Raw genomic sequence first — 25,730 nt, forward strand, 5'->3', positions numbered from 1 at the left:
AGCTTAATTGGCGGAGGTATGCGTATGCTCAATGAAAAAGAGATTCAAATTAAAGAGAGGATACAAGAAAGGTACGATATTACGGAGCAAATATATTCAGCTTGGTTTACTGAAAATCCCACGATGCTTTTACCGAAAAGTAGATTCTACCAAAAGGAAAACATAGAAAAGTACAGGGCCATCTCATATCTGCTAGACAGAGGATATATCGTTGCACAGCCCGTAGAGAATGATCCGGAGACAGTTGCAGTAACTATAACCCCTGACGGGATAGACTACTATGAGCAAGGATATCTTAATGGAAAAGCAAACGGCTTTCAAATCGTCGAAGAGATTAAGAACACGAAGTAAAGAATTGTGGAAGGCCTCTGGATTTGAAACACTTCCAGAGGCCTTCCATTTATTTCAAATGAAAACATACACCAGCAATAACGCAGTTCAAACCTCCCCAACACATCATGGGCTTGAAGTATAATCATTATATCAATCTTGTTCATCCTCAGATACATTCGGTTCGTCGTCAGGCTTCGCTGCCTCCCTGGACTGTATTTCCTCCATCCGGCTGGACACCTTCTGATACAGGTAAGAGATCCCAAGCAGTAGTACGCCAAAGCTGAAATAGGCAAAGATTTTACTGCCCGAGGTAAGCATCCCCACATCATAGAACACCATCTTACCCGTGGCGAACAATGTTAGGCCCAGGCCCAGACGCCGAATCATGACATATTTTCTACGGAATCCATAGGCAATATAGAGAATCGCCAGCAGCAGATAGATCAGGCTGAACATCAGCCCCACATCACCCCAATGGAACTGGATCGTCAGGAATACGGTGATGACACCCAGCAGATACACCCCTGCGATAACCGGGTACCATTCAATGCTCTTGAACTGCCCACGGATGCCTGCAATTAGCAGATCCCTTCCTGCAAAGAATACCCCTACATTAAAGATAATTAGCACCAGCAAACCAACAATCTCCGCCGCCGTATGCTGTTGAACTTCCGGCTGAAGCGCTGGCATGGTTAAGGTTACGGCCAGTGCAATACAGCAGCCGATAGCATGCAAGAAAGTGGTATACACCTGCACGTATTGATCATGCAGCAGCTTCACCTTGCTCAGTCCATAAGCCAATGCAATGGTGAGCGCTGCGAACATGAGCAACTTGTAGAACATGTATAACAGGAACGTCCCATCGACAGCTCTGGTATACAATTCATTCGACTCATACAGCACGTATAACCACAGATTCGCAAGTGTCACATACTTGAATCCGTTCAGGAAACCCAGCTCCAGCGGGCTATAATTGAATCTCTCTCTGGAAGATGAGTTGCTGTGAACTGCCCAGGCATAATACAGTGTAATAAGCACAGTTCCCAGCGTAATGCTGGAGTATTTTAACATGAAGTAAGAACGTTCCCCGATGAAGAATAACTCCAGCAGATCGTAGTACACAAAAGTGATTAGACATAGAAGAACGATGCCCCAACCTGCACGTTCCACCGATTTGAGCCTTTTCAGATGTCCGAGCGTAACTAGCAGAACCCCTTCAATCAGCCAGCCCATCGATAACCACTTGGCCCCGAACTGGAACGGAATAATCAGAATGGCGAACGTCAGGGAAGTGACATAAAAGAGCAGAATCGTCTGTTTCTCCTGAGCCATATTTCGCTGGACGAATCGTGCGAGGCCCAGATACACCACACAGAAGATCAACGCCAGCAAGCCCTGAGCATCATTCCAATCCGCCACATCAAACAGTACGTATAACATTAGACAGCTAATGCTCGTATTCATAGCGAGTAGAGCGAAATCCCACCAGGTTAACTTCATCCGGTGTTTGAATGGATATGCCAGCGTAATCCCCAGATATAATGCAAACGTCACAATGGAATACAACATGCCAATCTTCTCATTTGGCGACAGCCATAAGAGGATGAGCATAGACGGTGTATTAAATAGGAAACTGATATAGTGCACCACCGGCCACCGTTTGCCGAATGAAATGAACACAATAATGCCGTTTAAGAGCAGCAGATAGATCATAGCTACATAGACAGCAGGGCCCTCAAGCCCGAACGAGAACATGTAGGAGAATAACGGAAGATAGCCGCCCACCAAACCTAGTGAACAGATGGTCTTCGACTGGTATCTCAAGGACAACAATACGGAGATTGCCGATACCAATACAGACAGGGCAAGTCCCGTATATAACCCGATAATATGCAGTAAAAAGTAACTATAGAAGATGGAGCCGAACAAGACGGATATCCCACCGCCGAGCAGCCCCATCGCAAACGTCTGCCTTTTGCGGCGGAACAGCCACTCTCCTCCAGCAAGCATCAATGCACCGAGCAGGAAAAAAGCTCCGCTCTTCATCTCGTCATTAAACCAGGTCGTGTACGAGTGTTGAAACGCTGCTCCAACCCCCAGAATGAGGAGTAGAATGGCAACCTTGTTGATCCAGCTGAGTCCAATCTTCATCTCCATGCGATTCTGCTTGATCCGGCGTTGAATAGTCTCTTCGCTTAACCCTTCCTCCGCCATCTGCTCATATCCACGTTCCATGTGCCCACGCAGAGCCTCTTCTCTCTCCCGTACGGCTCGTCTGTGCGTTTCAATGCGCTCATTCACCTCTGCCGCAAGGTAAGCAATCCTCTCCTTCACCTCGTCGGAATCCTCTTGCAACTCCTGTGTTGCCTGGTTGTACAGCGCGTTTAGATTGGACTTGGTTCGATGTTCATGGAATGCAATTCGATCATTATGTACCGCTGTTTTCCCTTGAAAATAGGTCTCCATCTTCTCCCGGGATACCCGGATCAGATTCAGCTTCTCATCCAGCATCTGCTCGGATAACGCCATGCGAAGACGCGCATTCTCTTCTTCCATCTTGCGCGAGCGAAGTTCAAGCTGTTGCAGCTTGAGCTTGTGGGCTTCGTACTGTTCCTGCAATTGTTCATTCTGAACGATCAGGTCATCGGACTCGTATTCCTGAAGCAGGGCGTTATACTCCTTCGCCAGTTGCTTCTGCTGCTCCTGAACCTGCCCAAGCCGTTCCTTAAACTCCTTCATGAGCTTCCTCCGTTGGTTGATGTTTAATCTTTTCCCTATATTTTACTATATGTATGCCATAAAAAGAGGTTTAAACATTAGATATATCTGTGCAATATTTCATCCGTAGGATCTCAAACGCAAAAAAGCCGGGAAGCAACCGCTACTCCCGACTTATATTCATATGAGCTCTGCACAAGAATGGATGCTTACGCCGCATCTGGTGTATCTGCCTGATCCGCTGACTCCGGTTCAATTATCTCGGTCGCATCCGGGTCCAGCCAACTGGCGATCATACCACGCACATATTGCAGATCGTCGTCCGACAGATCGTAGAACCATACGCCACTGCGCGTCGCACCTTCCCCCTTCAGCATGTAGTTGCTGATTGTTGGTGCACTGTCTTTCATATATAAGGACTCGGCAAACTTCACGATGAAGTCCGAAGTCATGTTGGTTGTAAAATTCGATCCGGCAATCTGGATCACGTCCGGAATCTTGGTCAGATTTTTGACCTCCAGCGCACGATTCATGAAGGCACTTAGGAAAATCCGGTGACGCATCGTCCGATTGAAATCGGAATCTTCCCGGTAACGCACATAACCAAGCGCTTCTTCGCCGCTATAGATCGGTTTGTTGGCTTCAACGAACAGTTTCTCATGCGCTTTTGATTTGTTCTCGATGTTCTTCTTGATCGGCAGTTCAACACCGCCTACCGCATCAACAATATCCTTGAGCCCGTTAAAGTTAATCGCGGCATAGAAATCCACTTTATTCTCCAGCAAATTCTCCACCGTATCCATCGCCATCTTGGCTTCACCGTGGGCATAAGCTGAATTGATCTTCGACTTCACATCCCGGCCGACAATTTCGGTATAGGAATCACGTGGAATGGACAGCAGCAGCACTTTATTGTCTTCTGGACGCACGACGGAATAGATGATGGTATCCGAACGGCTTGGTTCGTTATCGCGTTGGTCAATACCGAGCAGCAACAGCGAGAATGGGTCCGTATGCTCCACAACAGGGGCATCCTTATCGCCAGCTGGCTTATAGGAGTCATCCAAGGCTTCCTTCACCGTACCTGAGGCGAACATGTTAAAGGCAAACACGACGAGTTGCTTTTGATAGATAAATCCGAGTCCTCCCAACACAAGCAGCACACTTAGGGTGATGATCAATGGCTTCTTCCATTTCTTCTTCGGTTTCTTCGGCTTCCGTCTTGTTAAATGTGCAGCACTGTTTTCCATCATATCTCCTTTAATAACGGGTTCTTAGAATCATTTAACTATATTAATAACACGTTTTCAATAGATTACGTTATAATCTGCTATACAAATGCATGTTCAAAAAGTCTGATTTTCAGTACCGAGAAGATGGAATGAAGCTAGAAATGGAGTAGCGGAGCGTAGGGAAGACTACGTGAGCAACGGACATTTCGGCTGAATTTCATATTCGATGCTGATGATGCTGCCAGGCATCATTCGTAATCAAAAGCGGACTTTTTGAACTACCTCTACAAGATGAACAGAGAAGGAGCGACGAATGATGGAATATCGACGTTTGGGCAATAGTGGTCTGCGTGTGTCGGCACTGGGGCTCGGCACCAATGCGTTTGGCAAACGCGCAGATGAAGCAGCTTCTACCCGCATTATTCATGCAGCGATGGATCAGGGGATCAACTTTATTGATACCGCCAATATCTACGCAGGTACGGAATCGGAACGCATTATTGGACAAGCCCTTGCAGGTCGACGGGAAAACGCGGTGCTTGCTACCAAAGCCGGATTACCCCGGCATGATGGTCCCCATGGGCGGGGGTCCTCCCGCTACCATTTGCAACAAGAGCTGGAACATAGCCTGCGGCGTCTGCAAACGGATTATGTGGATCTGTACCAGATCCATACTTTTGATCCGCATACACCGCTGGATGAAACACTGCGCACACTGGACGATATGGTCACTTCCGGTAAAGTTCGTTACATCGGAGCCTCCAACTACGCAGCTTGGGAGCTGATGAAAGCTTTAGGCATCAGTGAACAGAAAGGCTATGTGCGCTACATCTCCACCCAAACTAGCTACTCTCTGGCAGACCGTACACCCGAGCTTGAACTGATTCCGATGTGTCTCGATCAGGGTGTAGGCATTATTCCGTATTTCCCATTGGCAGGCGGTATTCTGACAGGTAAATATAACGGACAGACCAGCGTACCTTCCGGTTCCAGAGCAGACACCGATCCGTCCTTCAACCGTTTCCTACTGGAGCATAATATCCAACTGAGTGAACAAGTGAGTGCAAAAGCTGCCTCATATGGTTGCTCCCCGAGCGTGCTGTCGCTCGCATGGCTACTGACACGTCCAACTGTATCGACAGTGATTGTCGGGGCTACACGCACCGAACAGCTGGAACATAATCTGGCTAGTCTGGACATGTCACTGCCCGATGAGCTGTTGTCCGATCTGGATCAGATCAGCGACTCTTTCCGTCGCCGCGAGCCATTTGCATCCTATCGAATCGATTGAAACAACCGAAATAAACCTCCCGACGGATAAAGTCAGGAGGTTTATTTGTCTTTTATAGCGGCACTATAATTATTAGTAATTAGAAAAACTTCCAGTTCCACTACATTCTGTAGTTTAATAAAATAAAAAATATATATTATGAATTAACCCTCTGTTTTTTGGCGAAGAAACTCCTGCATGATCTCCAAATACTCTCCCTTACGATCATCCAAAGTTTCGAAGAATGCCTTGTCCGATTCCTCGACAAGATGAATTCCCTCCACAGCCAATCGGGTTCCTTCTTCCGTTGTTGTGATAATATTGGCACGCGTATCCGTCTGATGACGAGCGCGGGTAATTAATCCCCTTTTTTCAAGAGCACGTAGAACCTGAGAAGTTACGTTAACATCCACCTTGGCAAACTGAGCAATCTGAACCTGAGTTACGCCTTTGCCTTCCTCATCGTGTTCATTGAGCCATAAACAGGCGTGCAACAACACAAATTGGGGCTGTGTTAGTTCGAGTGGCTCCAACACCCGACGTACTTCCTTTTGCCACATCGCTGTAACCTGCCATAGCAGGTATCCCGGGCTTTCTTGTGCGTTTTTATACTGTGAGCTTGTCATCTCATACCTCCATGATGTGCGACCTTGTGCAACAGAATATGTATCCATCAGACATTACAGAAAGTCCGTTATTCATATAACGATGATGGAAACACATCCGTTGCAACTCTGTGAGTGCTTTTTCAAAAAAAGTTAACGTGCAGGGATAAACTGCTTCACCCATTGCCCAAATCCTTGCGGATTGCGGCTCTGTATAAGAATGGTTCCTTCTCCACGGAACCGGCATACCAACCCTTCTCCACTTGTAACACTGGATAACCAGCCCTGTGAAGCTTTCTCAATACGGTAATCTACATAATGAGGCCATGCCACCAAATGGGCGTTATCCACGATCATTTCTTCACCTGCGGCCAGATTGATCGCATGGATTGCACCATAGGAAGATAGAAATACGGTTCCACGCCCACTGATCTCAATAATAAAGAAACCCTCTCCCGAAAAGAGACCTTTCTTCAGGTTTTGCATTTTGGTATTCACCTGAATGCCCTCGGTTCCTGCCAGAAATCCGTCTTTCTGCACATAGAGCGAATAGGAACCGTCCAATTCAACGGCTTCCACATCGCCCATGCTTGAAGGTGAGAGCAGAATCTCTGCCGATCCGCCCGCAGCCGTCAATTCTTGAAAGAAGAACTTCTCCCCGCTCAGCATCCGACCGAACCCAGCAAACATTCCACCTTCTGCTGAACCCTTCAGTTCAACCGTCGGAGTCATGGATACCATCGCACCACTCTCGGCCTTGAACCGCTCTCCCCGCTGCAAATGTACTTTAAGCATCGCAAAAGCACCATCATATAGAATCTCATAGTTCACGGTTGCACCAGCTCCCTATTGTCTGAGTTAAAATCATTGAGCCCATTGTCCTCCAGCACTGCTGATTTATCTCCGTATTCCTTCACAATATGCTGATCTCCCCAATTACAGAGCGCATTGAGAATCGGTTCCAAACTGCGGCCATAATCACTCAATTCGTACTCCACCTTGGGAGGGACCTGATTATATACAATTCGGTTCACGATCCCGTCGTTCTCAAGCTCCCTCAGTTGCTGTGTTAACATTTTCTGTGTAATTGCGGGCATAATACGCTTGAGATCACTGGTTCGCTTCTTCCCATGTGTCAGATGACAGAGAATGACGCATTTCCACTTGCCACCGATCACCTCAAGGGTAGCTTCAACCGAGATATTATATTTTTTTCGAACCATAACTTGCTTCCTCCCTGATGAATTGGATTACATCCGTCGCATGCTGTATAGGCACCAAAAAGTACGTAGGGTACTAAAAAGTACGTACTATTCAATCTATACTGAATAACTCATAATAGCATTTGCCGGTACGTAAATCTACATTCTGGGGAGTTGAGCAAGAAATGTTACAAGATTCAAAACGCAGCACGTGGGCGCTGCTGGCGCTGGCTATTAGTGCGTTCGCTATCGGTACCACAGAGTTTATCAGCGTCGGACTACTGCCCCTCATTGCAGATGATCTCGGCATTTCCGTAACTACAGCGGGACTGACCGTTACTTTATATGCTTTAGGCGTTACCTTCGGGGCTCCTATTCTGACCTCACTGACGTCTACCGTATCACGCAAAACGCTACTGCTTGCCATCATGATTGTCTTCATTGCCGGTAACACGATGGCTACACTATCGACGGGTATCACCATGTTACTCATTGCACGAGTGATCTCCGCTCTGGCACACGGCGTATTCATGTCCATCGGCTCGACTATTGCAGCCGATCTGGTACCTACCAATCGTAGAGCAAGCGCCATTGCCATCATGTTCTCTGGGCTAACGATCGCCACGGTAACGGGTGTGCCTCTCGGTACACTCATCGGTCAACATTGGGGTTGGCGCGCTGCCTTTATCCTGATTGTCGTTGTCGGCATCATTGCGATGATCGGAAACCTGATACTTGTGCCATCTACGTTGAAACGTGGAACACGGACGGCATTCCGGGATCAGCTGAAGCTGGTTACCGGTGGGCGCTTGCTTCTTGCTTTTGCCATTACTGCTGTTGGGTACGGAGGAACATTTGTTGTCTTTACGTATCTGTCCCCGTTGTTGCATGATATCAGCGGCTTTTCCGAGAAAACGGTAGCATTCATTCTATTGTTGTACGGAATCGCCATTGCAGTCGGCAATATTATCGGCGGTAGAGCAGCCAATCGCAACCCGCTCAAGGCCCTCTTCTACATGTTCATCATTCAGACCATCATTCTGGGCGTGATGTACTTTACCGTCCCGTTCAAATTGGCAGCTCTGCTCACCATTATGGGCATGGGCCTGCTCGCCTTCATGAATGTGCCTGGTCTTCAGATGTATGTGGTAACCTTGGCTGAACGATATGCACCACAGGCGAAAGATGTAGCCTCTGCCTTTAATATCGCTGCTTTTAATGCAGGCATTGCCATAGGTGCCTATTTGGGTGGCGTGATCAATGACTCCATCGGTTTGATTCACACGACATGGGTTGGTGCTTTGATGGTTCTCGTAGCCGTAATCCTGACCGCATGGGCTAAAATGCTGGAAAGTAAGGATCAACAAGTACCCGCCTGAATGGAGAAAGCTTTGTTCTAAGTTTCATTCCGACCATGGGATGCACCCTTTTGTATATCAGTTCCAGCCAATGAAGGGAACCGGTTTCAAATCGTATTTTACTATACTATATACGTTGAGCCCTATTTGATCTACTATGATTTGATTTTGTATGATGAACTAACGGAAATTCAGCTTGAAATGACTGATTTTTACACATTTAAAGGAGGAACTCTCATGACAACAGCTCAAACCGCACAACATTTACAATCTACAGTAACTTTGCATAACGGTGTTCATATGCCTTGGTTTGGACTTGGCGTATTTAAGGTAGAAGAAGGATCTGAATTGATTGAAGCTGTGAAAAATGCGATTAAACATGGCTACCGCAGCATTGATACTGCCGCAATATACGGCAATGAAGCCGGAGTGGGCCAAGCGATTGCAGAGGCATTGAAAGAAAACAACTTGAAACGTGAAGAGTTGTTCGTGACATCCAAAGTATGGAATGCAGACCTCGGATATGAGGAGACACTTGCCGCATTTGATACCACATTGAACAAACTGGGATTGGAATACCTCGACCTGTACCTAATCCACTGGCCTAAGGCAGGCAAATACAAAGCAGCCTGGAAAGCAATCGAGGAGCTGTATGCAGCCGGCCGTATTAAGGCCATTGGCGTAAGCAACTTCCAGATTCACCATCTCGAAGACCTGATGCAGGATGCCAAAGTGAAGCCGATGATCAATCAGGTGGAATACCACCCTCGACTGACTCAGGTTGAACTTAAAGCTTTCTGTGAAAAGCATAGTATTCAACTTGAAGCTTGGTCACCTCTGATGCAGGGTCAGTTACTGGACAATCCGGTGCTCACGTCGATTGCTTCAGCCAAAGGCAAATCGGTTGCACAAGTAATTTTGCGTTGGGATCTGCAAAATGGGGTCATTACTATTCCGAAGTCCACTAAGGAACAGCGGATTATCGAAAACTCCTCCATCTTCGACTTTGAACTTTCAAATGAAGAGATGGATCAGATCAGTGCCCTGAACGAAGATGTACGCGTTGGACCCGATCCTGACAACTTCGATTTTTAATTAAAGAATGATACTCCAAAGCCTCCATACTCTTCGCGTCAGCGGGGAGTATGGAGGCTTTTATGATATTTTATAGTAATCGTTCTGCGCTTATCCTAGTTTCTCATGTGGCTGCCAGCCATCATTGCCGGATAGCACACGGGATATGGAGTACTCCGCAGCTTCCTGCTCTGTCAGTAACTTGGCCCAAGGCACACGACCCGAAGTATCCTCCGCACCAGGCCCCGCGCTGTTATACTCCGCATATCCAACCGTCGCTTCAGCATCTGCCTTGTTCCAGTTATGCCAGCCCTCCTGTTTCACATGAGCACCGATCCAACAGTTCAAGAAGCAGACTTTGGCATGATTACGCCATGGCCTGCCGAGGTATACCGACTGAGGAGGTGCATTGCTGGTGAGATCACAATCGATAAATACATACCCATACCGTACATCCTCCGGTGTAGATGCTGCGGTAATCCAGCCGTTCACTTCACCGTTCGCAGTCGCCGTATCGGACAAACGGTTCTTCGCAAAGATCTCACAACCCTTGAACACTGCCGTAGCCGAGCCAAAAATAAAATCGATGTCGCCTTCAATGTAGCAGTGCTCATAATATTGACGCAGCTTACGCCGCTCCGCCCCATCCCGTGGCCCGCCAAAGTAGCTGCGATCGAGTGGCTGCTCCGGCAAAGGCCCGGTAAAAATCGTATCCTGATGGCCGATGAAGCGACAACTGCGGAACGCTGCCCGATCTCCATCCACGTACACAGCCAACGCCTGACCTACTACCTTGCCCGGCCCAGCTGAGTTAACGAAGGATATTTGCTCTGCTGTAAAATCGTCTGCTCCGATGAAGGCTGTGTAGGAATGAAAAGTATGATATTGCGACCCATCCGGGAACTTCTTGAGCGCATAATCATCATATGTAATGACCGTATGCTCCGCTCCCTCACCTATCAGATGAATCATAGGCTTCTCAATATCCAGCTTCTCGTAATATACGCCTGCCTTAATTCGAATCGTGAAGCTTTCGGTTCCGTGGTCCGGAGCGGCATCAATTGCAGCTTGTATGGTAGCATAATCACCCGTCCCATCCGAAGAAACGGTATAATATCGCATCGATTGACCCAGATTGGTATCCGGTGACACATGCTTGCTCATGGCAATCGCTCCATTTCCAGCGCAGCCAGCAATAACGGAGCCACACCCATAAAGGAATCGCTTACAATTTCTTCGCTCACATAGTAGCTGTAAGAGCCGTCGCGGTCCAGACTGAGTCCCGCCCCGTGGCAGATTCCATTCAGCTTCACTCCGTCAGCGGTTTCTTCCACCAATTTGGAGATGAGTCCGTTCCAGCCTTTCTCCGCTGCTTCTCTGAAATGCGGCTCTAGATAACGTAGCCGTACACCCTTCGCAAGTGCATATACAAACATACTTGAGCCGGAAGCTTCCAGATAGTTTCCTTTGCGGAAACCCTGATCAAGTACTTGGAACCATAACCCGCTCTCCTGCTCCTGCACACGTACCAACGCGTGGCACATCCGTTCGAAGATGCCAATGATCGTTCCACGCTTCGGATGATGTACAGGGAAATGCTCTACGCTGTCTACAATAGCCATTGCATACCAGCCCATGGCACGACTCCAGAAATGTGCGGAGCATCCGGTCAATGAATCTGCCCAGACCTGTTCCTTCGATTCATCCCAGCCATGATAAAGCAGTCCGGTCCGCGGATCACGGGTCTTGCGTTCAATCAACAGAATCTGATGAGCTACCTCATCCCATAATTCCGGACGATTGAACTGCTTCGCATACTGAGCCAGAAAAGGAGACGACATATATAACCCGTCCAGCCACATCTGGAATGGATAGATCTTTTTGTGCCAAAATCCGCCTTCGGATGTTCTGGGCTGCCCTGCAAGTTGTGCTGCCAGGAGATGAGCCGCTTCCGCGTAACGCTGATCTTCGGTAGTATCCATCAATCCAAACAGGTTTTTGCCCTGATTGATCTGATCCAGGTTGTATTCTTCAAGTGAATACGTCGCAATGGAACCATCTTGCTGCACATACATATCCATATGTCTCTTCATAAAAGCAATATAATCATCCTTGCCGTACTGTTTACCCGTTTGCGCCATTGCCATTAGTGTCATACCCTGAACATACGCCCATCGTTCAGAAGGAAACGCATGATAGCCGTCCCCATCACATTGCTGGATAATCGTCTCTGCTATTCGCTCAGACCAGGATAATTGCGTCTGTACCTGCATAACGGACCCCTCCTTGAATGTTGTACCATCCTTAACGTGCACATGTGCGTCTAATCATTTTTACTCTTCGCCCCCCACACAGCGTTACGCGATCCCAAAGAGGACGAAGATACCGGCATTAATGGATTACTGACACTTTGCCGTTGAATTACGATGATTCAGCTTCGGCTGAATGACTACCGGATAGTCCACCTGTTCATCACGGATCAACGATACAATCAGCTCCGCAGCCTGCGCAGCCAGTTCATCCAGCGGTGGTCCGATGGTTGTCAGTGCAACCTCAGCGTATTGCATATCGGGCAGATCATCGTAACCGATCAATGAGATATCCCGTGGAACACTGTAACCGGCTTCGAGCAAGGCCCGCAGCGCTCCCCGGGTCACCAGGTTGTTTAATCCGATAAAAGCCGTTGGTGACTCCGGGCCAAATGTATGATTACGTATGGCAAAATATCCATCCTCCCAAGAGGAGTGTGCTGGCAGTACATGGTCTTCGTTGAACATCAGGCCGGTGCGCTGCATCGCTTCCCTGTATCCCTCCAGTTTGATATTCTGCGAGTTACCAATAAAACCGATTCGGGTATGACCCAGCGATTGCAGGTGCTCAACTGCTTTGAATATGCCCTCTTTGCGATCAATCTTAATGTATGGAGAGTTCGGCGTTTCATCTGTACCCAACACGAAACATGGCATGTTTAGGGTCGCAAACTTTTTCCAAAATACATCCCGATTGTCCAAGGCATAGTCCCACAGGATACAACCGTCCACACGTAGCTGGCTGAAGACATCCACCCCATCATCGGCGACGACCAGAATCATCTGGTATCCCCGTTTCTTCAGCTCTGCGTGCAGACTGCCAGATATGTTCGAGAACAGCGGGTTACTCAGCTCATCCAGTACAAAACCGATGATATTACTTCTGCCTGTGGAGAGCTGCCGAGCCAACATGTTTTTCCGATACTGGTGTTTCTCCGCAACGGCGAGCACCTTCTGCTTCGTCGCAGGTTTGATTCGAGGATCATCGTTAAGCGCCTTGGATACCGTGCTATAGCTCACCCCCGCCAGTTTGGCAATGTCTTTAATGGTTATCAAAATCAATCAACACCTCTCATACGCCTGAAACCCTATTTCCTATTTCTGTGCAGCCTTATATCGATCATACTGCGCCTGTCTGCCAGCAATAACCTGCTCAATATTCATCTTTTTCAAAGTTTCAATATAACTGTCGAACTGATCCAGACTGGCATCTCCACTAATAAACTTGAAGTTCATCTCTTCCACATAGGTCGTGATGTCAGGCATCGCCATACTCTCTACACTCGCCTCATCCGGCAGTGCGTAGACAAACGGGAACGGTTCACGGATGTACGGCTCCAGTTCCTTGTCGAGCTTGGCATGCCATTCGGCTACGACGGAATCGGCAGAGTCGGTGGATTGAATATTAGGCAGATTAACCGGTCCGATCCCGAGCTTTTGAATGTATTCATTGTCTTTGCCTTTGTCCGTGAATGTCTTCACGCCATTCTCTTCCGTATACGTATCGTCCTTGATACCCCACGTATAATACGTCTGTGCTTCCTCACTTACGGCATAGTCGAGGAAACGGAAAGCAAGCTCCGGATTTTTGCTATCACGTGTAATGCCGAAGATACCACTTACCGGTGTACGTCCTACATAGAATTGATCCCCATGCGGTCCTTTCAGTGGCAAAATGCCTTTGAAGATGGGCTCAGCCGGATCATAATCCTTGAAGAGCGGGCTATAGACCATTGACATGTACCAGCTAAAATTAAACGTCGCTCCCGTCACATCCTGAGAGATGCGCGAGGTCACCTGATCACTTGTCGTACTGGCATAATCCACACCAAGCAGACCTTCTTTGTACAACCCGTTCAAGTAAGTCAGATATTCCTTATAGGCAGGCTCATAATAGCTGAAATGTACCTTGCCCTGATCGTCTGCATAGAATTGATTGGACAGATCCAGACCAAAGGCAGGACCAAAAGCCAACGATACAAATTTCGATTCCATGGACAGCGGAATTTCATCAGCCTGCCCATTGCCATTCGGGTCATCCGTCTTGAATTTGCGCAGCATCGCTGTGAACTCATCCAATGTGGTCGGTTCATTCAATCCCAGCTGCTTCAGCCAGCGTTGATTGATCATAAACACAGGCATATAGTTTCGGGTGAGCGTCTGCTGCGGGATATAATACATTTTACCATCTGGCGCCGTTAAACTGGCTTTAACCGAAGCGGACTTTTCATATATTTTTTTGAGATTCACGCCGTACTTCTCCACCAGTTCGTTAATCGGGATAAACAGACCACTGTTGATGTATTTCATGAGCTGATCCTGATCCGGCAGATAAACGATATCTGGCAATCCCGTACCCGCAGCCAGCCTCGGATTCACAGCATCCGCGTAATTCTGTGGTGGAATCAGATCCCAATCGACCTCAACACCGGCATTGCTCTCGATTTTCTTCACGATGGCGGCGGTAGACAGATCCACATTGGTCGTCCATGCGTTGGTTCCGAGAACAGACAATTTAGCATCCGGCTGATCGGTTACAGGACCTGCACCAGTGTAATTAAATACTGGTTCCGAGCTAGTTGGGGTACTTCCTGCATCAGTCCCCGCCCCTGTTCCGCCGCTACAACCCGCAAGGCTGATTGCCAGTATCGCTGCCATTACACTTTTTCTTCCTGCCCCTTTAAATCTCATCCATCATTCCTCCTTGGTATGAACAATCTGGAACAACCTTGGTCAATCCTGATGCTCGGGTAAAAAAGGCTATCCTTTCACGGCTCCGAGGGTGATTCCCTTAACGAAGTACCGTTGGATAAACGGGTAGATCGTAACAATCGGCAGAATGCTGACCACAATGGATACATAACGAACCTGAAGGGAGGAGACCGCCAGTGCGCCCGAAGTCATCGTGCCTCCCATCTTCTGCATCACTTCCGGCGAAGCCATGATCAGCACTCTTCGCAGGAACATCTGTAAGGGCTGCATATCTTGTTTGCCCAGATATAGTAGGGCCGAGAAAAAGTTGTTCCAGTGAAATACCGCATAGTACAGGGTAAGCACAGCCAGTGTCGGCTTAATGATCGGAACCGCCAGACGGTACAGCATCGTCAGCTCGTTGGCCCCGTCTATACTGGCACTCTCGAAGATTTCATTCGGAATGCCTTCAAAAGCCGAACGGCAGATCATAACGTTAAACGTAATGACCAGCACAGGCAGGACCATGACCCAGCGGGTATTGTATAGCCCCAGTGAGGTAATGAGCATATAGACCGGAATGAGTCCCCCCGAGAAATACATGGTGAATGCGATAAAAAAATTCAGTTTTCTACGCAGAAAAAATTGCTGTCTCGATAACGGAAAGGCGGCGAGGCATGTTGCCACGATGTTCAACAGTGTACCAACCACGGTGTACCAGACGGTGTTATAGAATGAAACCCACAACTCCTTGTATTGCAGGACCATTTGGTAACCTGACAGGGTGAACCCGACAGGCCACAGTACGACTTTTTGTTTGTCGATAGCATCCACCGAACTGAATGAAATACTGATCACGTATAGGAAGGGATACAACGTAATCACGACCGCCAGTATGGTCAGCACGTAGACACATCCGTAGAACAACCGATCACTACTCGATTTTTGCATACAGGATCTCCTTTGGGTTCGGTTATGTTGTTACCAAAGTGACATTTTGGTCAGGCGCCGGGTCATGGAATTGGCTGCAAAGACAAGCACAAATGTGATAATGGAGTTGAACAAACCCACTGCTGTGGCGAAGCCGTAGTTCTGTCCCTCAATCCCCATCCGGTAGACGTAGGTCGACAATACATCGGCGGTTTCATAGGTGGCTCCATTGTAGAGCAGATATACTTTCTCGAAGCCTACGCTCATAATGCCGCCAAGCGACAGGAGCAGGAGGATGACAATCGTTGGTTTGATGCTGGGAAGGGTCAGGTGCCAGAGCTCCTGAAACTTGTTGACCCCGTCAATTTTGCCGGAATCGTACATCTCGGGATCAATGCCCATAATGGCTGCAATGTAGATGATGGAGCTGAAGCCGAAGCTCTGCCAGATGTCTGAACTGGTGAAGATGGTCCGAAACCAGCCAGCCTCCATCATGAAGTTCACTTTGTCCATGCCAAGCTTGGCGATCAGCGTGTTCACGATACCGTCTGTTGGTGACAGGAAGTTGATAATCATGCCGGCTACAACGACGGTGGAGATGAAGTGGGGAAGATACGTAACGGTCTGGGCAAATCGCTTGAATGTGCGGTTCTTGATCTCTACGATGCAGACCGCGAACAGAATAGGGATGGAGAAGCCAAACAGGAGCGGTAGAAATGCGAGCAAAAACGTGTTACGCAGCAACCGCCAGAAGTAGATGGAATTCACGAACTGCTCAAACCAGCGAAGGCCCACCCAGTCCCCGCTAAACATGCCCTGCCCCGGAAGAAAATTGCGAAATGCCAATAGCACGCCAGGCATCGGGAGGTACATAAAAATAAGGTAATACAGAAAGATTGGCGAGAACATCAGCAACAGATACTTATCCCTTCTGATCAGGCTGAACAACGTGGACATGCGTCTCTTCACCTTAAATCGCTTCCCTTCGTTCATAATTACAACGTTTGAATTTTTCAATAAAATTCATGATCAGTTCACTGACACGTTTATTATTCAACCCATCTACATTTTGTAACAACCTATATTAATTTGCGTAATAATTAGACAATTGCTTGGAATAGTCCTCCTTACACCGTAGTTATTTCTCTTCAATGCTTACCAATACCACAATTACAACGTTGTAATTTTACCTTAAATGTATACGCTTACATAAACTTTTTCCCATCTTAGCAAAGTCTACATCGTTTGGCAACAACAAAATTCAGTGTCATGCTGTAACGTTCTGAATACAGTCCCCCATACGCGAGACTGCCCATTATAATCTACACGTGATTCCGATACTCCATTGCTTCCTCGTCATATTGGAACGGTAAGAACAGCGTAATGAGCGTTGAAACCTCTTTCGTTTTGTGACTACAATACACCTAGGACAATTGAGGATAACAGAAGGAAGGAATAACGCATGATTATTGATGTACAGCATGTCACGTGGAAAAGGGGCCCTCTCACCCTGCTGAACGATGTCAACTGGCAGGTTAATAACGGTGAACACTGGGCATTGCTTGGCCTGAATGGCTCCGGCAAAACAACACTCCTGAACATGATCACCGGATATCTCTGGCCAACCGAAGGCAAGATATCCGTGTTAGGCCATGAATATGGCGATGTGGATCTGAGAGAGCTTCGCAAATCCATTGGCTGGGTCAGCTCATCTCTGCAAGAGAAATTGCACGGCACAGACCGCACACAGTATGTGGTGATCAGCGGTAAACATGCCACCATTGGCTTATATGACAAGTTGTCAGATGATGATCTGGATCAGGCACAAGAATTAATGCGAACACTGGGCTGTCAGCACCTGTGGGACCGGGAATATCGCACCTGTTCTCAAGGCGAGAAACAGAAACTTCTCATTGCCCGAGCACTCATGGCCAATCCGCGCGTACTCATTCTGGACGAGCCTTGCAATGGACTGGATCTGTTCTCAAGAGAGCGACTGCTGGAGAGCATCCGTGAATTATCCCAGCGTCCGGATACTCCTTCACTCATCTATGTCACCCATCATACCGAGGAAATATTGCCCGTATTCAGTCACAGCCTCTTGCTGCGCCGAGGCGAAGTCGTCAGTAGTGGATTAACCGGCGATCTGATGAACACGGAAGTGCTGAGCAACTTCTTCGAGGCACCTGTTGAAGTTGATCGGCATGGAGAACGTGTCTATGTCAGAGCTGCAGCGGATTCATAATCGCGTGGTTATACACAGCAAATGTATCAAAGGTCACGGAACAGAAGAGTAAAAAGCCCAATATCTTATCCACATGTGGATAGTTTTCGGGCTTTTTACTCCTATATCTAGTGTTATCCACCGTTTCCTGTGTAGAACTTTCTGCTTTTTGAGTATAACTTAGCTATGTCCTTCTATATTCTTCTCCACGATCTATTTCCGGGCAGCCAGGAAAAGAAACAATGGAATACGCTGCCTGCGCAGATAGGTTTCCTCGTTTACAAAATGAGCACGCTGTGGTGCTGACTCGCGCAAATGTTCCACACGGAACCCCGCTCGTTGCAATGCCATATAGTACGATTCAATGGAACGATGCATCTTTCTCACAGAACCGCCAAGCCACTGCTGCTCACGAAATCCTTCCACAAAATACTGATCAACCACCCAATCGGTTCGAGTCCCGGAGGGTTGCAACGTGGACGTGATCACAGGGTGTTCTACCGAAAATATGAATGTGCCCTTCTCTTTCAAGGTATCGTATATGTTGCGGAACAGGCTGTCCACATCCTCAATATAGTGAATGGCAAGTCTCGATATGACCAGATCATACACTCCCGCCGGGTAGGACCAGTCTTCCATGAACGCTTGCTCGATCCGGGCATTCAATCCTTTTACTGATTCGTTAGCTGCCTGAATCATATTCACCGAACCTTCAATCCCAGTATAGGTTGCACCTTCGCGCTCTCTACTCAGTAATTCTGAGGCGAACCTTGCATCTCCACAACCGAGATCCAATATATTCTTTCCAGCAACGTCTCCGATCAACTCCAGCATTACAGGCTTCTCCAATGTATCATTGGCGTTCTCCTGCCACTTGCGACGTTCCATATACTTTTCGAAATTCGCCTCATTATCGTAAAAGTCTGATCCTCTGCCCTTCATTCCAGTGACCCTCCATTTCGGATAAGCATACTCCTATTTACAGCCTGTAAGAGTATACAGAATATGGATGTGCCTGGCTATAACAAAAAGGCTGTTGTCTATTCGAGATTATCCATGTAGGGTCGCCGTCCACCCTTTTTGACAAATTTCCAGTCCACTTCAATGTTATGACGCATCTTTCTGAGAAGATGAATAGCTGTCTCGATCTCTTCCTCCGTTAGACCGTCCAGCGTCACCTGATCTGAATGCACGCCCTCTTTACGAATAAATTCCCATGCTTCAAGCCCACTTTCTGTGGGATACAACACCTTATTCTTCTTATTACCCATTGCTGGCTGTTTAATAATGAATCCATCCGATTCGAGTTTGCTAATGGCTCTGGCCGCCGTCGTGCGATCCACTTTGATCAGTTCAGCGAGCTGATTCGGAATAATGCCCGGATTCTCACAGATTCGATATAGATATAGATATTGTCCACGGGAAAGGTTCAGATGCTGAAACTCAACATTACTGATGGAATCCAGACAGCGGGCAATCATACCAATCTCACGCAGCACTTCTTTTTTCTCAGTCAACACATTCACGCCCCTATTAAATTGTTGCATTCGCAACATAATTGATGGTATAACTACAGTTGAATTGGTTTCAATTTTAAACATATAGCTCAAATAGCTCAAACCGTATGCATGGAACGAAAATCGTCCCATCTTCCTGTTATGTATCAGTTTATCACGCCAGGATAATATTACGATGACCCAAAGGAGAAACATTCATGAATATAACCATTGTTGAAGTTAATAACCAGGAATTGCTTGATGCCTGCTTCGCGATTCGCACAGCTATTTTTGTTGAAGAACAAGGTGTACCCGCTACGGATGAATTCGACGCTTATGATAAATTAGACGCTGAAGCACGTCACATTCTGCTCTATGTTGACGGTGTACCTGCCGCCTCTTCCAGACTACGCGTGGTGGAACAGGTCGCCAAATTGGAACGAATCTGTGTCATGCTCGATTACCGCAAACATGGTCTGGGTCGTGTGCTGATCGACAAGTTGGAGCAGATGGCTCTCGCTCAGGGGCTTGAAAAGGCCAAGCTGCACGCACAGGTACAAGCTTCCGGGTTCTACGAACGTCTCGGATATACGCCTGCGTCGGACGTATTTATGGAAGATGGCATTCCCCATCTGCTGATGACCAAAAAACTAAAATAATGACACCCCAAAAACGCCTCTGTCATCACTTCTCAGTGATATACAGAGGCGTTTTGTATTCAGGTAACGCATTTGTGATCCAACAACGGTAAATGGCACATACAGAGTACAAGCACTGATTATAGCAACCCACGCATCCTATTTATCTGCCAGCCCCGCGTTGTGTCTTATCCCAGTGCCAGACGGCCTGGCTCGGATTCGACAGCGTTGTTCTTCATTTGTTTACTGCGCAACTGTCCGCAGGCAGCATCGATATCGGTACCATGCTCCATACGTACAGTGGAGTTGATGTTGTTCTTTTTGAGCGTATCATAGAAGCCCAGAATCGACTCTTCTGTACTCCGTTGATACTGACTATGCTCATCCACCGGATTGTATGGGATCAAATTCACACTGACCATACTTCTGCGACTGGACAACAGTTCAGCCAGCTCCGCTGCATGCTCACGCTGATCGTTAACATCACGTAGCAGGATGTACTCAAACATGATGCGTTTGTTCGTCGTAGCCAGATAATAATCCACCGCATCCATCAATTGCTCGATCGGGAAAGCCCGATTGATCTTCATGATGTGTGTGCGTAGTTCATTATTCGGTGCATGGAGAGAGATCGCCAGGTTAACCTGCAGACTGCTGTCTGCAAATTCCTTGATCTTGTCCGGAAGGCCACTCGTGGATACAGTAATCCGTTTGGCGGCCAATGCCAGTCCTTTGCGATCCTTGATGACTTCGATGAAATTACTCATGTGCTGGAAGTTATCGAACGGTTCGCCGATACCCATCACAACCACGTTTGTTACCCGCTCGTCTTGACCTGCTGCATCCAGATGTCGCTGTACGTGCATGATCTGTTCCACAATCTCACCAGCGGTCAGGTCACGGCTCTTCTTGATCAGACCGCTCGCACAGAAGCTACAGCCGATATTACAGCCGACTTGTGTGGTCACACATACGGTAAGTCCGTATTTTTGCCGCATCAATACTGTCTCTATCAGGTTGCCGTCCTGCATCCGAAGCAGAAATTTCACGGTACCATCTGCCGACTCCTGCTTCACATGCTCGCTCAGCGAGTTCATTGTGAAATGCTCAGAGAGAACGTCCAGACATTCCTGACGGACATCGGTCATCGCAGGAAAATCGTGTGCACGCTCTTGATATAACCATTCCCAGATCCGGGATGCTCGGGATTTTTTCTGCCCATGCTCCGGCAGCCAGGAACGTAATTGCTCTAATGTTAATCCATATATGGATGATTTGTTCATTGTATAATCCTCTTTTCGCAAAAAAGCTATGGCTTATCGGTCCTACCCAAAAAACCTCTACTCCGTATTGTCCCAAAATTGACGCGGGAAAACAAGGGCTTTTGCATTTCTTCCAAGAGGTTTTATCCATGGTAAATCTGCACAACAGACAACATTTATGCCTATCTGGTCTTCACTTCTAGAAATGAATGATACCGGATGTGTGCAGCAGAACCAACAGAACCAGGATCGGAGCTACGTAACGCAGCATGAACAGCCACACCCGGAACCATCCGGAACGCAGGCCGGAAGCTTCCGCAGCCGTTTTCCAGAAGTATCCGGCAAAAATCGTCACAAGCAATCCACCGACAGGCAGCAGGATGTTGGACGCCATAAAGTCCATCCAGTCGAATACACTCTTCGATCCAATTGTCCATTCAGGCAGCAAACCGAGCGATAATACGGAAGGGAGTCCCACGATGAAGACCGCGAGTGAAATCACCCATACCGAACGGTTGCGGCTCCAGGACAAACGTTCCATGAAATATTTCACCGGAACTTCCAGCAAGGATACTGCCGACGTCAATGCCGCGATAGCCAACAGGATAAAGAACAATCCCGCAAACAGGAATCCAAGTGGCATGGCCGAGAAAGCAGCCGGAAGTGCGATGAAAATCAATGATGGCCCCTGGTCAGGTGCAATCCCGAATGAGAACGTCGTCGGGAAGATAATCAGACCCGCAATGAGCGCATAGATCAGGTCACCCGCACCAACGGCAACGGTTGCTGCACCGAGGGATTGATTTTTATCCACATACGAACCGTAGGTTACAAGAATACCCATCCCGAGTGACAGGGAGAAGAAGGCATGTCCGAGCGCAACCAGTGCGGATTCGGTTGTCAGCTGCGAGAAGTCTGGATTCAGGAAGAAGGATACACCCGCACCTGCACCCGGCAATGTAACTGCACGGATCATCAGGATAATAAGCAGTACCAACATCGCTGGAATCAATACTTTGTTGAACTTCTCGATTCCATTAGATACGCCTTTGGCAACAATCCAGCCTGTAATCAGAACTGAAACCAGTTGCCACACGATTGGCATATAACCGCCTACGAAGGAATTGAACTGTCCGGCATAATCCGGATTGTTAAACAATGAACCACTGAAGGAAGTCACTGCATATTGCAATGTCCAGCCCGCAATAATGACATAAAAGGACAGGATGATAAACGGCGTCAATACTTGCAGCAATCCCGCTGCGAGCCAACCTTTATGTCCACCAGCTTTGATAAAAGCAGTAGCTGCACTACCTCTGCCACTACGACCAATCGCAAGTTCAGCAAGAAGAACTGGCAGACCAATCAGCAGCAAACAGACGATGAAGAGCAGGAAAAACGCAGCTCCTCCGTTCTCACCCGTAATGTACGGGAATTTCCACATGTTACCCAGACCAACCGAACTACCAATAGCGGCAAGAATGAAGCCTGCTTGGGAGAAACGTTCCCCTTTGCTAGCGTTGTCTTGATCCAGATTAGGCTTACTAAAATTCATCGTATCTACTCCATCACTTTAAAGTTTTCCCGTAATTATATACTACTCCACGTGTCAGGTCATTCGAAAATCGAAATTTGTCGAAATGTTATTTATTTACATAAAAATACACACGGAAAACTTCATCCCATAAGTTCCCCTAGAAACAGTATGTGATAAAGTTCAGCTGCCCAACCGTATGAAGTTAAAATGACGTAAACCATCCTAAAACTCAAGCTCAATACAATAAAAAAAGAGGTGTCCCCTCAGCCACTTAACGACTGCGGAGCACCTCTATTTTTATATTACACTTTAATTTGAAGCAACTCATATTTGATAACGCCCATCGGAGCATTGACATGAATGACGCTGCCCACTTCTTTGCCCATTATCTCCTTGCCCAGCGGGCTCTCGTACGAAATTTTATTATCCGCAACATCGGCCTCGGCAGGGCCAACCACTTTATATTCAATCTTCTCGGCGAACTCAATGTCATTAAGCAACACCGTCGATCCAATGCTCACTTTGTTGGAGTCTATATTGTCTGAAGAGATGACTCTTGCTTTCGTCAGCATCTTCTCCAAGATCAGAATTCGAGTCTCCATAAAGGCCTGATCATCTTTGGCTGAATGATACTCACTATTTTCCTTCAGGTCACCGTAACTGATCGCGAGTTTCAGACGAGCTGCCAATTCCTTACGCTTCACCGTCTTCAAATCCTTCAGTTCGTCCTCCAGCTTTTCCAAGCCTTCCTGTGTCAAAATCACTTCATCATTAGCCATTTTTCCATCTCCTAATCCTGCTATCTATCTATATTCTAACCTATATCCACTCCAAAGGGTTAGCATACCCCAGAAAAAGAAATAGCTCATCCATATATTGTATTTCATTGACATCAGTACCATGTTTATCTCTTGAGATGATTTTCAAGGCTCTGTTCATTAATTGTACCGTTACAATCTGTTCAACTGATGATGTTGTTTTCGCCCGTTCACTTTTACAATGAACTCAGGGCAGCAGAAGTTTATAATAATTCGGGCTGCAGCCCAATATATGACTTGAGGTGATCTGGATGAATGAACCATTGAACGCAACTGAAATACAGGCCTACCTGAGACGGATCGGCATTGATGTTATAAAGAAACCTACACTGGAATTCTTATTTGAACTCCAAAAAGCACATGTGCAATATTTATCCTGGCAAACGGTCGATATTTTTGCAGGTCGTCCTGCGGGAATCAGTCTTCAAGAATCGATTCAACTTATATTACAGGGCCGCAGCGGCTACTGCTTTCATCTAAATGGTGCCTTCAGTGTTCTTCTCCGCTCTCTTGGTTATACAGTCGATTGGCATCGCGGCGGAGTGCAGCCTCATGGAGAACAACCACGTGTGAACTCATTCCATCTCGGTCTGTCTGTCCTTTTACCGGATGCTGACCCGACAGTTGAGCGCTGGATTGTGGATGTAGGCCTGGGTGGAATGCCCTTTGAACCTCTGCCACTTCGTTATGGAACCTATGGTTCAGCACCATTCACATATCAATTGATGCCTTCATCTGTTGTTGCTGGCGGGTGGCGACTCGAATATGAACTGGACGGACCAAGCAAAGGTGTAGACTATGCTCCTGAAGCAATTACCAGCCTGGAAGAGTTCATTCCGAAGCATGAATTCTACAGTCAAGCGGCCGAATCCCCTTGGCATAACGTATTTTTGCTTCGTCAGCGGGATGAGAACCGCAGTAATGAACTACGTGGATGTATGCTCCGAACACATGATATGGAAGGAATCCGGAAAACAGAGATCACATCCTATACCGAATGGCGTGACGTCTTAACTGGCATATTCCATGAGCCATTGGTGAATTATAGTGAGCTGGAATGCCAAGACATGTGGGATCGCGTACAGGCTGCCCATATGGAATGGAAGCGAGAAGCTTGAAGATGCAGATGCACAACCTGAAACCTTAGCATGAAAAAACGGATATCCTGATTGCTTGATAAGAGCATCCGTATAGAGATTAGTTAAGGGGATATTCGGTCAGTTCCATATAAAGGAAAGTTATTGATACGCGCCGAATATGTCCACAGGTGATAAATGATGATAACTATTCGTGTGCTTCAAGTTCCAGAAGTATTGCCGGAGGCGTGCTGGAACCACTTTCTGTCACAAGTCTCTGCCGAGCGACGTGCTCAGGCTTCGCGTTTTGTGCGTCAGGCTGACGCGTATCGCTCCGTGCTGGGAGAGATATTGACTCGTGTGACTCTAAGCAAGTTAACTGGCTTGAGACCTGCTGAGCTTTCTTTTACCTGTAATTCCTACGGCAAACCTTCACTCATTCACCATTCGGATGTACAATTCAACGTCTCCCATTCTGGCGATTGGATTGCTCTGATCTCTGGGGGTACAGATAAACTCGGGGTGGATGTGGAGAAAATAGCACCGATCGACATGCAGATTGCAGAGCGTTTCTTCTCTCCAACGGAAAGCCAGTTCCTGGCTGCCGAGCCTGACGATCGTCGGCTGGAGACCTTCTACCGTCTATGGACGCTGAAGGAAAGCTATATCAAGGCAGTCGGCATGGGCCTGTCCATGCCACTGGACTCCTTTGCTATCCTACCTGATGAGGGAGGAGGGTGGCATTGCGAGCAGGCTGAAGCACATCGTTTCTATAGTCAGCGACTGGATGATCAGCATATTCTTGCAGCCTGTTCGGCCGGGGGAGAATTGCCAAGCAAGCCGGAAATCGTAACCTTGCAGGATCTGTATACGGAGTTGGTGTAGTTAACCACTACCTAACCAATCAAGAAAAAGAGCGAGTCAATCTGGCGACAATTTACCCTTGTCCGGAATGAC

General features: G+C 47.5%; 24 protein-coding genes. 8 read left to right on the plus strand and 16 right to left on the minus strand.

What is annotated here, in order from left to right; translation table 11 throughout:
• Positions 1-24 precede the first annotated feature (24 nt).
• Positions 25-351 carry a hypothetical protein gene (locus MHI06_RS28570; RefSeq protein WP_340399864.1) on the plus strand — a complete coding sequence of 109 codons (327 nt, stop codon included), beginning with the start codon at positions 25-27 and terminating at the stop codon, positions 349-351.
• A gap of 132 nt (positions 352-483) precedes the next feature.
• Here the strand turns inward: MHI06_RS28570 and MHI06_RS28575 are convergent, their stop codons facing one another.
• Both MHI06_RS28575 and MHI06_RS28580 read right to left on the minus strand, forming a co-directional pair.
• Positions 484-3,072: a DUF2339 domain-containing protein gene (locus MHI06_RS28575; RefSeq protein ID WP_340399865.1), complete on the minus strand. Its 2,589-nt coding sequence runs from the start codon at positions 3,070-3,072 to the stop codon at positions 484-486.
• Positions 3,073-3,260: 188 nt separating this feature from the next.
• Positions 3,261-4,304: an LCP family protein gene (locus tag MHI06_RS28580; RefSeq protein WP_340399866.1), complete on the minus strand. Its 1,044-nt coding sequence runs from the start codon at positions 4,302-4,304 to the stop codon at positions 3,261-3,263.
• Positions 4,305-4,599: 295 nt separating this feature from the next.
• Here MHI06_RS28580 and MHI06_RS28585 point away from each other — a divergent pair, with 295 nt between their 5' ends.
• Positions 4,600-5,574: an aldo/keto reductase gene (locus MHI06_RS28585; RefSeq protein ID WP_340402199.1), complete on the plus strand. Its 975-nt coding sequence runs from the start codon at positions 4,600-4,602 to the stop codon at positions 5,572-5,574.
• Positions 5,575-5,717: 143 nt separating this feature from the next.
• Here the strand turns inward: MHI06_RS28585 and MHI06_RS28590 are convergent, their stop codons facing one another.
• From MHI06_RS28590 to MHI06_RS28600, 3 genes are all read right to left on the minus strand, one after another.
• Complete coding sequence (locus MHI06_RS28590; protein ID WP_062836692.1) at positions 5,718-6,179, minus strand: MarR family transcriptional regulator; 462 nt, start codon at positions 6,177-6,179, stop codon at positions 5,718-5,720.
• 132 nt (positions 6,180-6,311) lie between these two features.
• Positions 6,312-6,989 carry a TIGR00266 family protein gene (locus MHI06_RS28595; protein WP_017691614.1) on the minus strand — a complete coding sequence of 226 codons (678 nt, stop codon included), beginning with the start codon at positions 6,987-6,989 and terminating at the stop codon, positions 6,312-6,314.
• Positions 6,986-7,381 (minus strand): winged helix-turn-helix transcriptional regulator, encoded by a 396-nt coding sequence (locus MHI06_RS28600; RefSeq protein ID WP_062836690.1) that lies wholly within the window; start codon positions 7,379-7,381, stop codon positions 6,986-6,988. The genes MHI06_RS28595 and MHI06_RS28600 overlap by 4 nt, the downstream gene beginning before the upstream one ends.
• Positions 7,382-7,545: 164 nt before the next feature.
• Between MHI06_RS28600 and MHI06_RS28605 the strand changes: the two genes are divergently transcribed.
• Both MHI06_RS28605 and MHI06_RS28610 read left to right on the plus strand, forming a co-directional pair.
• Complete coding sequence (locus tag MHI06_RS28605; RefSeq protein ID WP_340399867.1) at positions 7,546-8,739, plus strand: MFS transporter; 1,194 nt, start codon at positions 7,546-7,548, stop codon at positions 8,737-8,739.
• 216 nt (positions 8,740-8,955) lie between these two features.
• On the plus strand, positions 8,956-9,813 hold the full coding sequence (locus MHI06_RS28610; RefSeq protein WP_076332070.1) for an aldo/keto reductase: 858 nt from the start codon (positions 8,956-8,958) through the stop codon (positions 9,811-9,813).
• A 90-nt stretch (positions 9,814-9,903) separates the two neighbouring features.
• Here the strand turns inward: MHI06_RS28610 and MHI06_RS28615 are convergent, their stop codons facing one another.
• From MHI06_RS28615 to MHI06_RS28640, 6 genes are all read right to left on the minus strand, one after another.
• Positions 9,904-10,956, minus strand: coding sequence for a pectinesterase family protein (locus MHI06_RS28615; RefSeq protein ID WP_340399868.1), 1,053 nt, complete (start codon positions 10,954-10,956; stop codon positions 9,904-9,906).
• Positions 10,953-12,065, minus strand: a complete 1,113-nt coding sequence (locus MHI06_RS28620) for a glycoside hydrolase family 88 protein (protein WP_340399869.1) — start codon at positions 12,063-12,065, stop codon at positions 10,953-10,955. The genes MHI06_RS28615 and MHI06_RS28620 overlap by 4 nt, the downstream gene beginning before the upstream one ends.
• A 126-nt stretch (positions 12,066-12,191) precedes the next feature.
• On the minus strand, positions 12,192-13,157 hold the full coding sequence (locus MHI06_RS28625; protein WP_169480011.1) for a LacI family DNA-binding transcriptional regulator: 966 nt from the start codon (positions 13,155-13,157) through the stop codon (positions 12,192-12,194).
• Between the two features lie 39 nt (positions 13,158-13,196).
• On the minus strand, positions 13,197-14,792 hold the full coding sequence (locus MHI06_RS28630; protein WP_340399870.1) for an extracellular solute-binding protein: 1,596 nt from the start codon (positions 14,790-14,792) through the stop codon (positions 13,197-13,199).
• 69 nt (positions 14,793-14,861) lie between these two features.
• Entirely contained in the window at positions 14,862-15,743 is an 882-nt protein-coding gene (locus MHI06_RS28635; protein WP_340399871.1) for a carbohydrate ABC transporter permease, read from the minus strand.
• 30 nt (positions 15,744-15,773) lie between these two features.
• Positions 15,774-16,691 (minus strand): ABC transporter permease subunit, encoded by a 918-nt coding sequence (locus MHI06_RS28640; protein ID WP_340399872.1) that lies wholly within the window; start codon positions 16,689-16,691, stop codon positions 15,774-15,776.
• 493 nt (positions 16,692-17,184) lie between these two features.
• Between MHI06_RS28640 and MHI06_RS28645 the strand changes: the two genes are divergently transcribed.
• The gene (locus MHI06_RS28645; RefSeq protein WP_340399873.1) at positions 17,185-17,967 is read left to right on the plus strand and encodes an ABC transporter ATP-binding protein; all 783 of its coding nucleotides are present in this window, start codon (positions 17,185-17,187) and stop codon (positions 17,965-17,967) included.
• A gap of 192 nt (positions 17,968-18,159) precedes the next feature.
• On the opposite strand, the gene MHI06_RS28650 is transcribed toward MHI06_RS28645, so the two are convergent.
• Both MHI06_RS28650 and MHI06_RS28655 read right to left on the minus strand, forming a co-directional pair.
• On the minus strand, positions 18,160-18,888 hold the full coding sequence (locus MHI06_RS28650) for a methyltransferase domain-containing protein (protein WP_340399874.1): 729 nt from the start codon (positions 18,886-18,888) through the stop codon (positions 18,160-18,162).
• A 98-nt stretch (positions 18,889-18,986) separates the two neighbouring features.
• The gene (locus tag MHI06_RS28655) at positions 18,987-19,427 is read right to left on the minus strand and encodes a MarR family transcriptional regulator (protein WP_340402200.1); all 441 of its coding nucleotides are present in this window, start codon (positions 19,425-19,427) and stop codon (positions 18,987-18,989) included.
• Between the two features lie 233 nt (positions 19,428-19,660).
• Here MHI06_RS28655 and MHI06_RS28660 point away from each other — a divergent pair, with 233 nt between their 5' ends.
• The gene (locus tag MHI06_RS28660; RefSeq protein ID WP_340399875.1) at positions 19,661-20,101 is read left to right on the plus strand and encodes a GNAT family N-acetyltransferase; all 441 of its coding nucleotides are present in this window, start codon (positions 19,661-19,663) and stop codon (positions 20,099-20,101) included.
• 167 nt (positions 20,102-20,268) lie between these two features.
• On the opposite strand, the gene rlmN is transcribed toward MHI06_RS28660, so the two are convergent.
• The 3 genes from rlmN to greA all read right to left on the minus strand — a co-directional run bounded on the left by rlmN (position 20,269) and on the right by greA (position 23,658).
• Positions 20,269-21,363, minus strand: coding sequence for a 23S rRNA (adenine(2503)-C(2))-methyltransferase RlmN (gene rlmN / locus MHI06_RS28665; protein ID WP_340399876.1), 1,095 nt, complete (start codon positions 21,361-21,363; stop codon positions 20,269-20,271).
• Positions 21,364-21,541: 178 nt separating this feature from the next.
• Positions 21,542-22,897 carry a sodium-dependent transporter gene (locus MHI06_RS28670; RefSeq protein WP_340399877.1) on the minus strand — a complete coding sequence of 452 codons (1,356 nt, stop codon included), beginning with the start codon at positions 22,895-22,897 and terminating at the stop codon, positions 21,542-21,544.
• 284 nt (positions 22,898-23,181) lie between these two features.
• Positions 23,182-23,658 carry a transcription elongation factor GreA gene (gene greA, locus MHI06_RS28675; protein ID WP_036612258.1) on the minus strand — a complete coding sequence of 159 codons (477 nt, stop codon included), beginning with the start codon at positions 23,656-23,658 and terminating at the stop codon, positions 23,182-23,184.
• Between the two features lie 290 nt (positions 23,659-23,948).
• On the opposite strand from greA, the gene MHI06_RS28680 reads away from it, so the two are divergent.
• Positions 23,949-24,815 carry an arylamine N-acetyltransferase gene (locus tag MHI06_RS28680; RefSeq protein ID WP_340399878.1) on the plus strand — a complete coding sequence of 289 codons (867 nt, stop codon included), beginning with the start codon at positions 23,949-23,951 and terminating at the stop codon, positions 24,813-24,815.
• Between the two features lie 156 nt (positions 24,816-24,971).
• Positions 24,972-25,658, plus strand: coding sequence for a 4'-phosphopantetheinyl transferase superfamily protein (locus tag MHI06_RS28685; RefSeq protein WP_340399879.1), 687 nt, complete (start codon positions 24,972-24,974; stop codon positions 25,656-25,658).
• Positions 25,659-25,730 lie beyond the last annotated feature (72 nt).

It is taken from the genome of Paenibacillus sp. FSL H8-0079, assembly GCF_037991315.1.
Taxonomy (GTDB): Bacteria; Bacillota; Bacilli; order Paenibacillales; family Paenibacillaceae; genus Paenibacillus.

Bases quoted from the DNA above. Each gene is read 5' to 3' on its own strand.
- MHI06_RS28570 (WP_340399864.1), top strand. From the start codon at position 25: ATGCTCAATGAAAAAGAGATTCAAATTAAAGAGAGGATACAAGAAAGG.
- MHI06_RS28575 (WP_340399865.1), bottom strand. From the start codon at position 3,072: ATGAAGGAGTTTAAGGAACGGCTTGGGCAGGTTCAGGAGCAGCAGAAG.
- MHI06_RS28580 (WP_340399866.1), bottom strand. From the start codon at position 4,304: ATGATGGAAAACAGTGCTGCACATTTAACAAGACGGAAGCCGAAGAAA.
- MHI06_RS28585 (WP_340402199.1), top strand. From the start codon at position 4,600: ATGGAATATCGACGTTTGGGCAATAGTGGTCTGCGTGTGTCGGCACTG.
- MHI06_RS28590 (WP_062836692.1), bottom strand. From the start codon at position 6,179: ATGACAAGCTCACAGTATAAAAACGCACAAGAAAGCCCGGGATACCTG.
- MHI06_RS28600 (WP_062836690.1), bottom strand. From the start codon at position 7,381: ATGGTTCGAAAAAAATATAATATCTCGGTTGAAGCTACCCTTGAGGTG.
- MHI06_RS28605 (WP_340399867.1), top strand. From the start codon at position 7,546: ATGTTACAAGATTCAAAACGCAGCACGTGGGCGCTGCTGGCGCTGGCT.
- MHI06_RS28610 (WP_076332070.1), top strand. From the start codon at position 8,956: ATGACAACAGCTCAAACCGCACAACATTTACAATCTACAGTAACTTTG.
- MHI06_RS28615 (WP_340399868.1), bottom strand. From the start codon at position 10,956: ATGAGCAAGCATGTGTCACCGGATACCAATCTGGGTCAATCGATGCGA.
- MHI06_RS28620 (WP_340399869.1), bottom strand. From the start codon at position 12,065: ATGCAGGTACAGACGCAATTATCCTGGTCTGAGCGAATAGCAGAGACG.
- MHI06_RS28630 (WP_340399870.1), bottom strand. From the start codon at position 14,792: ATGAGATTTAAAGGGGCAGGAAGAAAAAGTGTAATGGCAGCGATACTG.
- MHI06_RS28635 (WP_340399871.1), bottom strand. From the start codon at position 15,743: ATGCAAAAATCGAGTAGTGATCGGTTGTTCTACGGATGTGTCTACGTG.
- MHI06_RS28645 (WP_340399873.1), top strand. From the start codon at position 17,185: ATGATTATTGATGTACAGCATGTCACGTGGAAAAGGGGCCCTCTCACC.
- MHI06_RS28650 (WP_340399874.1), bottom strand. From the start codon at position 18,888: ATGAAGGGCAGAGGATCAGACTTTTACGATAATGAGGCGAATTTCGAA.
- MHI06_RS28655 (WP_340402200.1), bottom strand. From the start codon at position 19,427: ATGATTGCCCGCTGTCTGGATTCCATCAGTAATGTTGAGTTTCAGCAT.
- MHI06_RS28660 (WP_340399875.1), top strand. From the start codon at position 19,661: ATGAATATAACCATTGTTGAAGTTAATAACCAGGAATTGCTTGATGCC.
- rlmN (WP_340399876.1), bottom strand. From the start codon at position 21,363: ATGAACAAATCATCCATATATGGATTAACATTAGAGCAATTACGTTCC.
- MHI06_RS28670 (WP_340399877.1), bottom strand. From the start codon at position 22,897: ATGAATTTTAGTAAGCCTAATCTGGATCAAGACAACGCTAGCAAAGGG.
- greA (WP_036612258.1), bottom strand. From the start codon at position 23,658: ATGGCTAATGATGAAGTGATTTTGACACAGGAAGGCTTGGAAAAGCTG.
- MHI06_RS28680 (WP_340399878.1), top strand. From the start codon at position 23,949: ATGAATGAACCATTGAACGCAACTGAAATACAGGCCTACCTGAGACGG.
- MHI06_RS28685 (WP_340399879.1), top strand. From the start codon at position 24,972: ATGATGATAACTATTCGTGTGCTTCAAGTTCCAGAAGTATTGCCGGAG.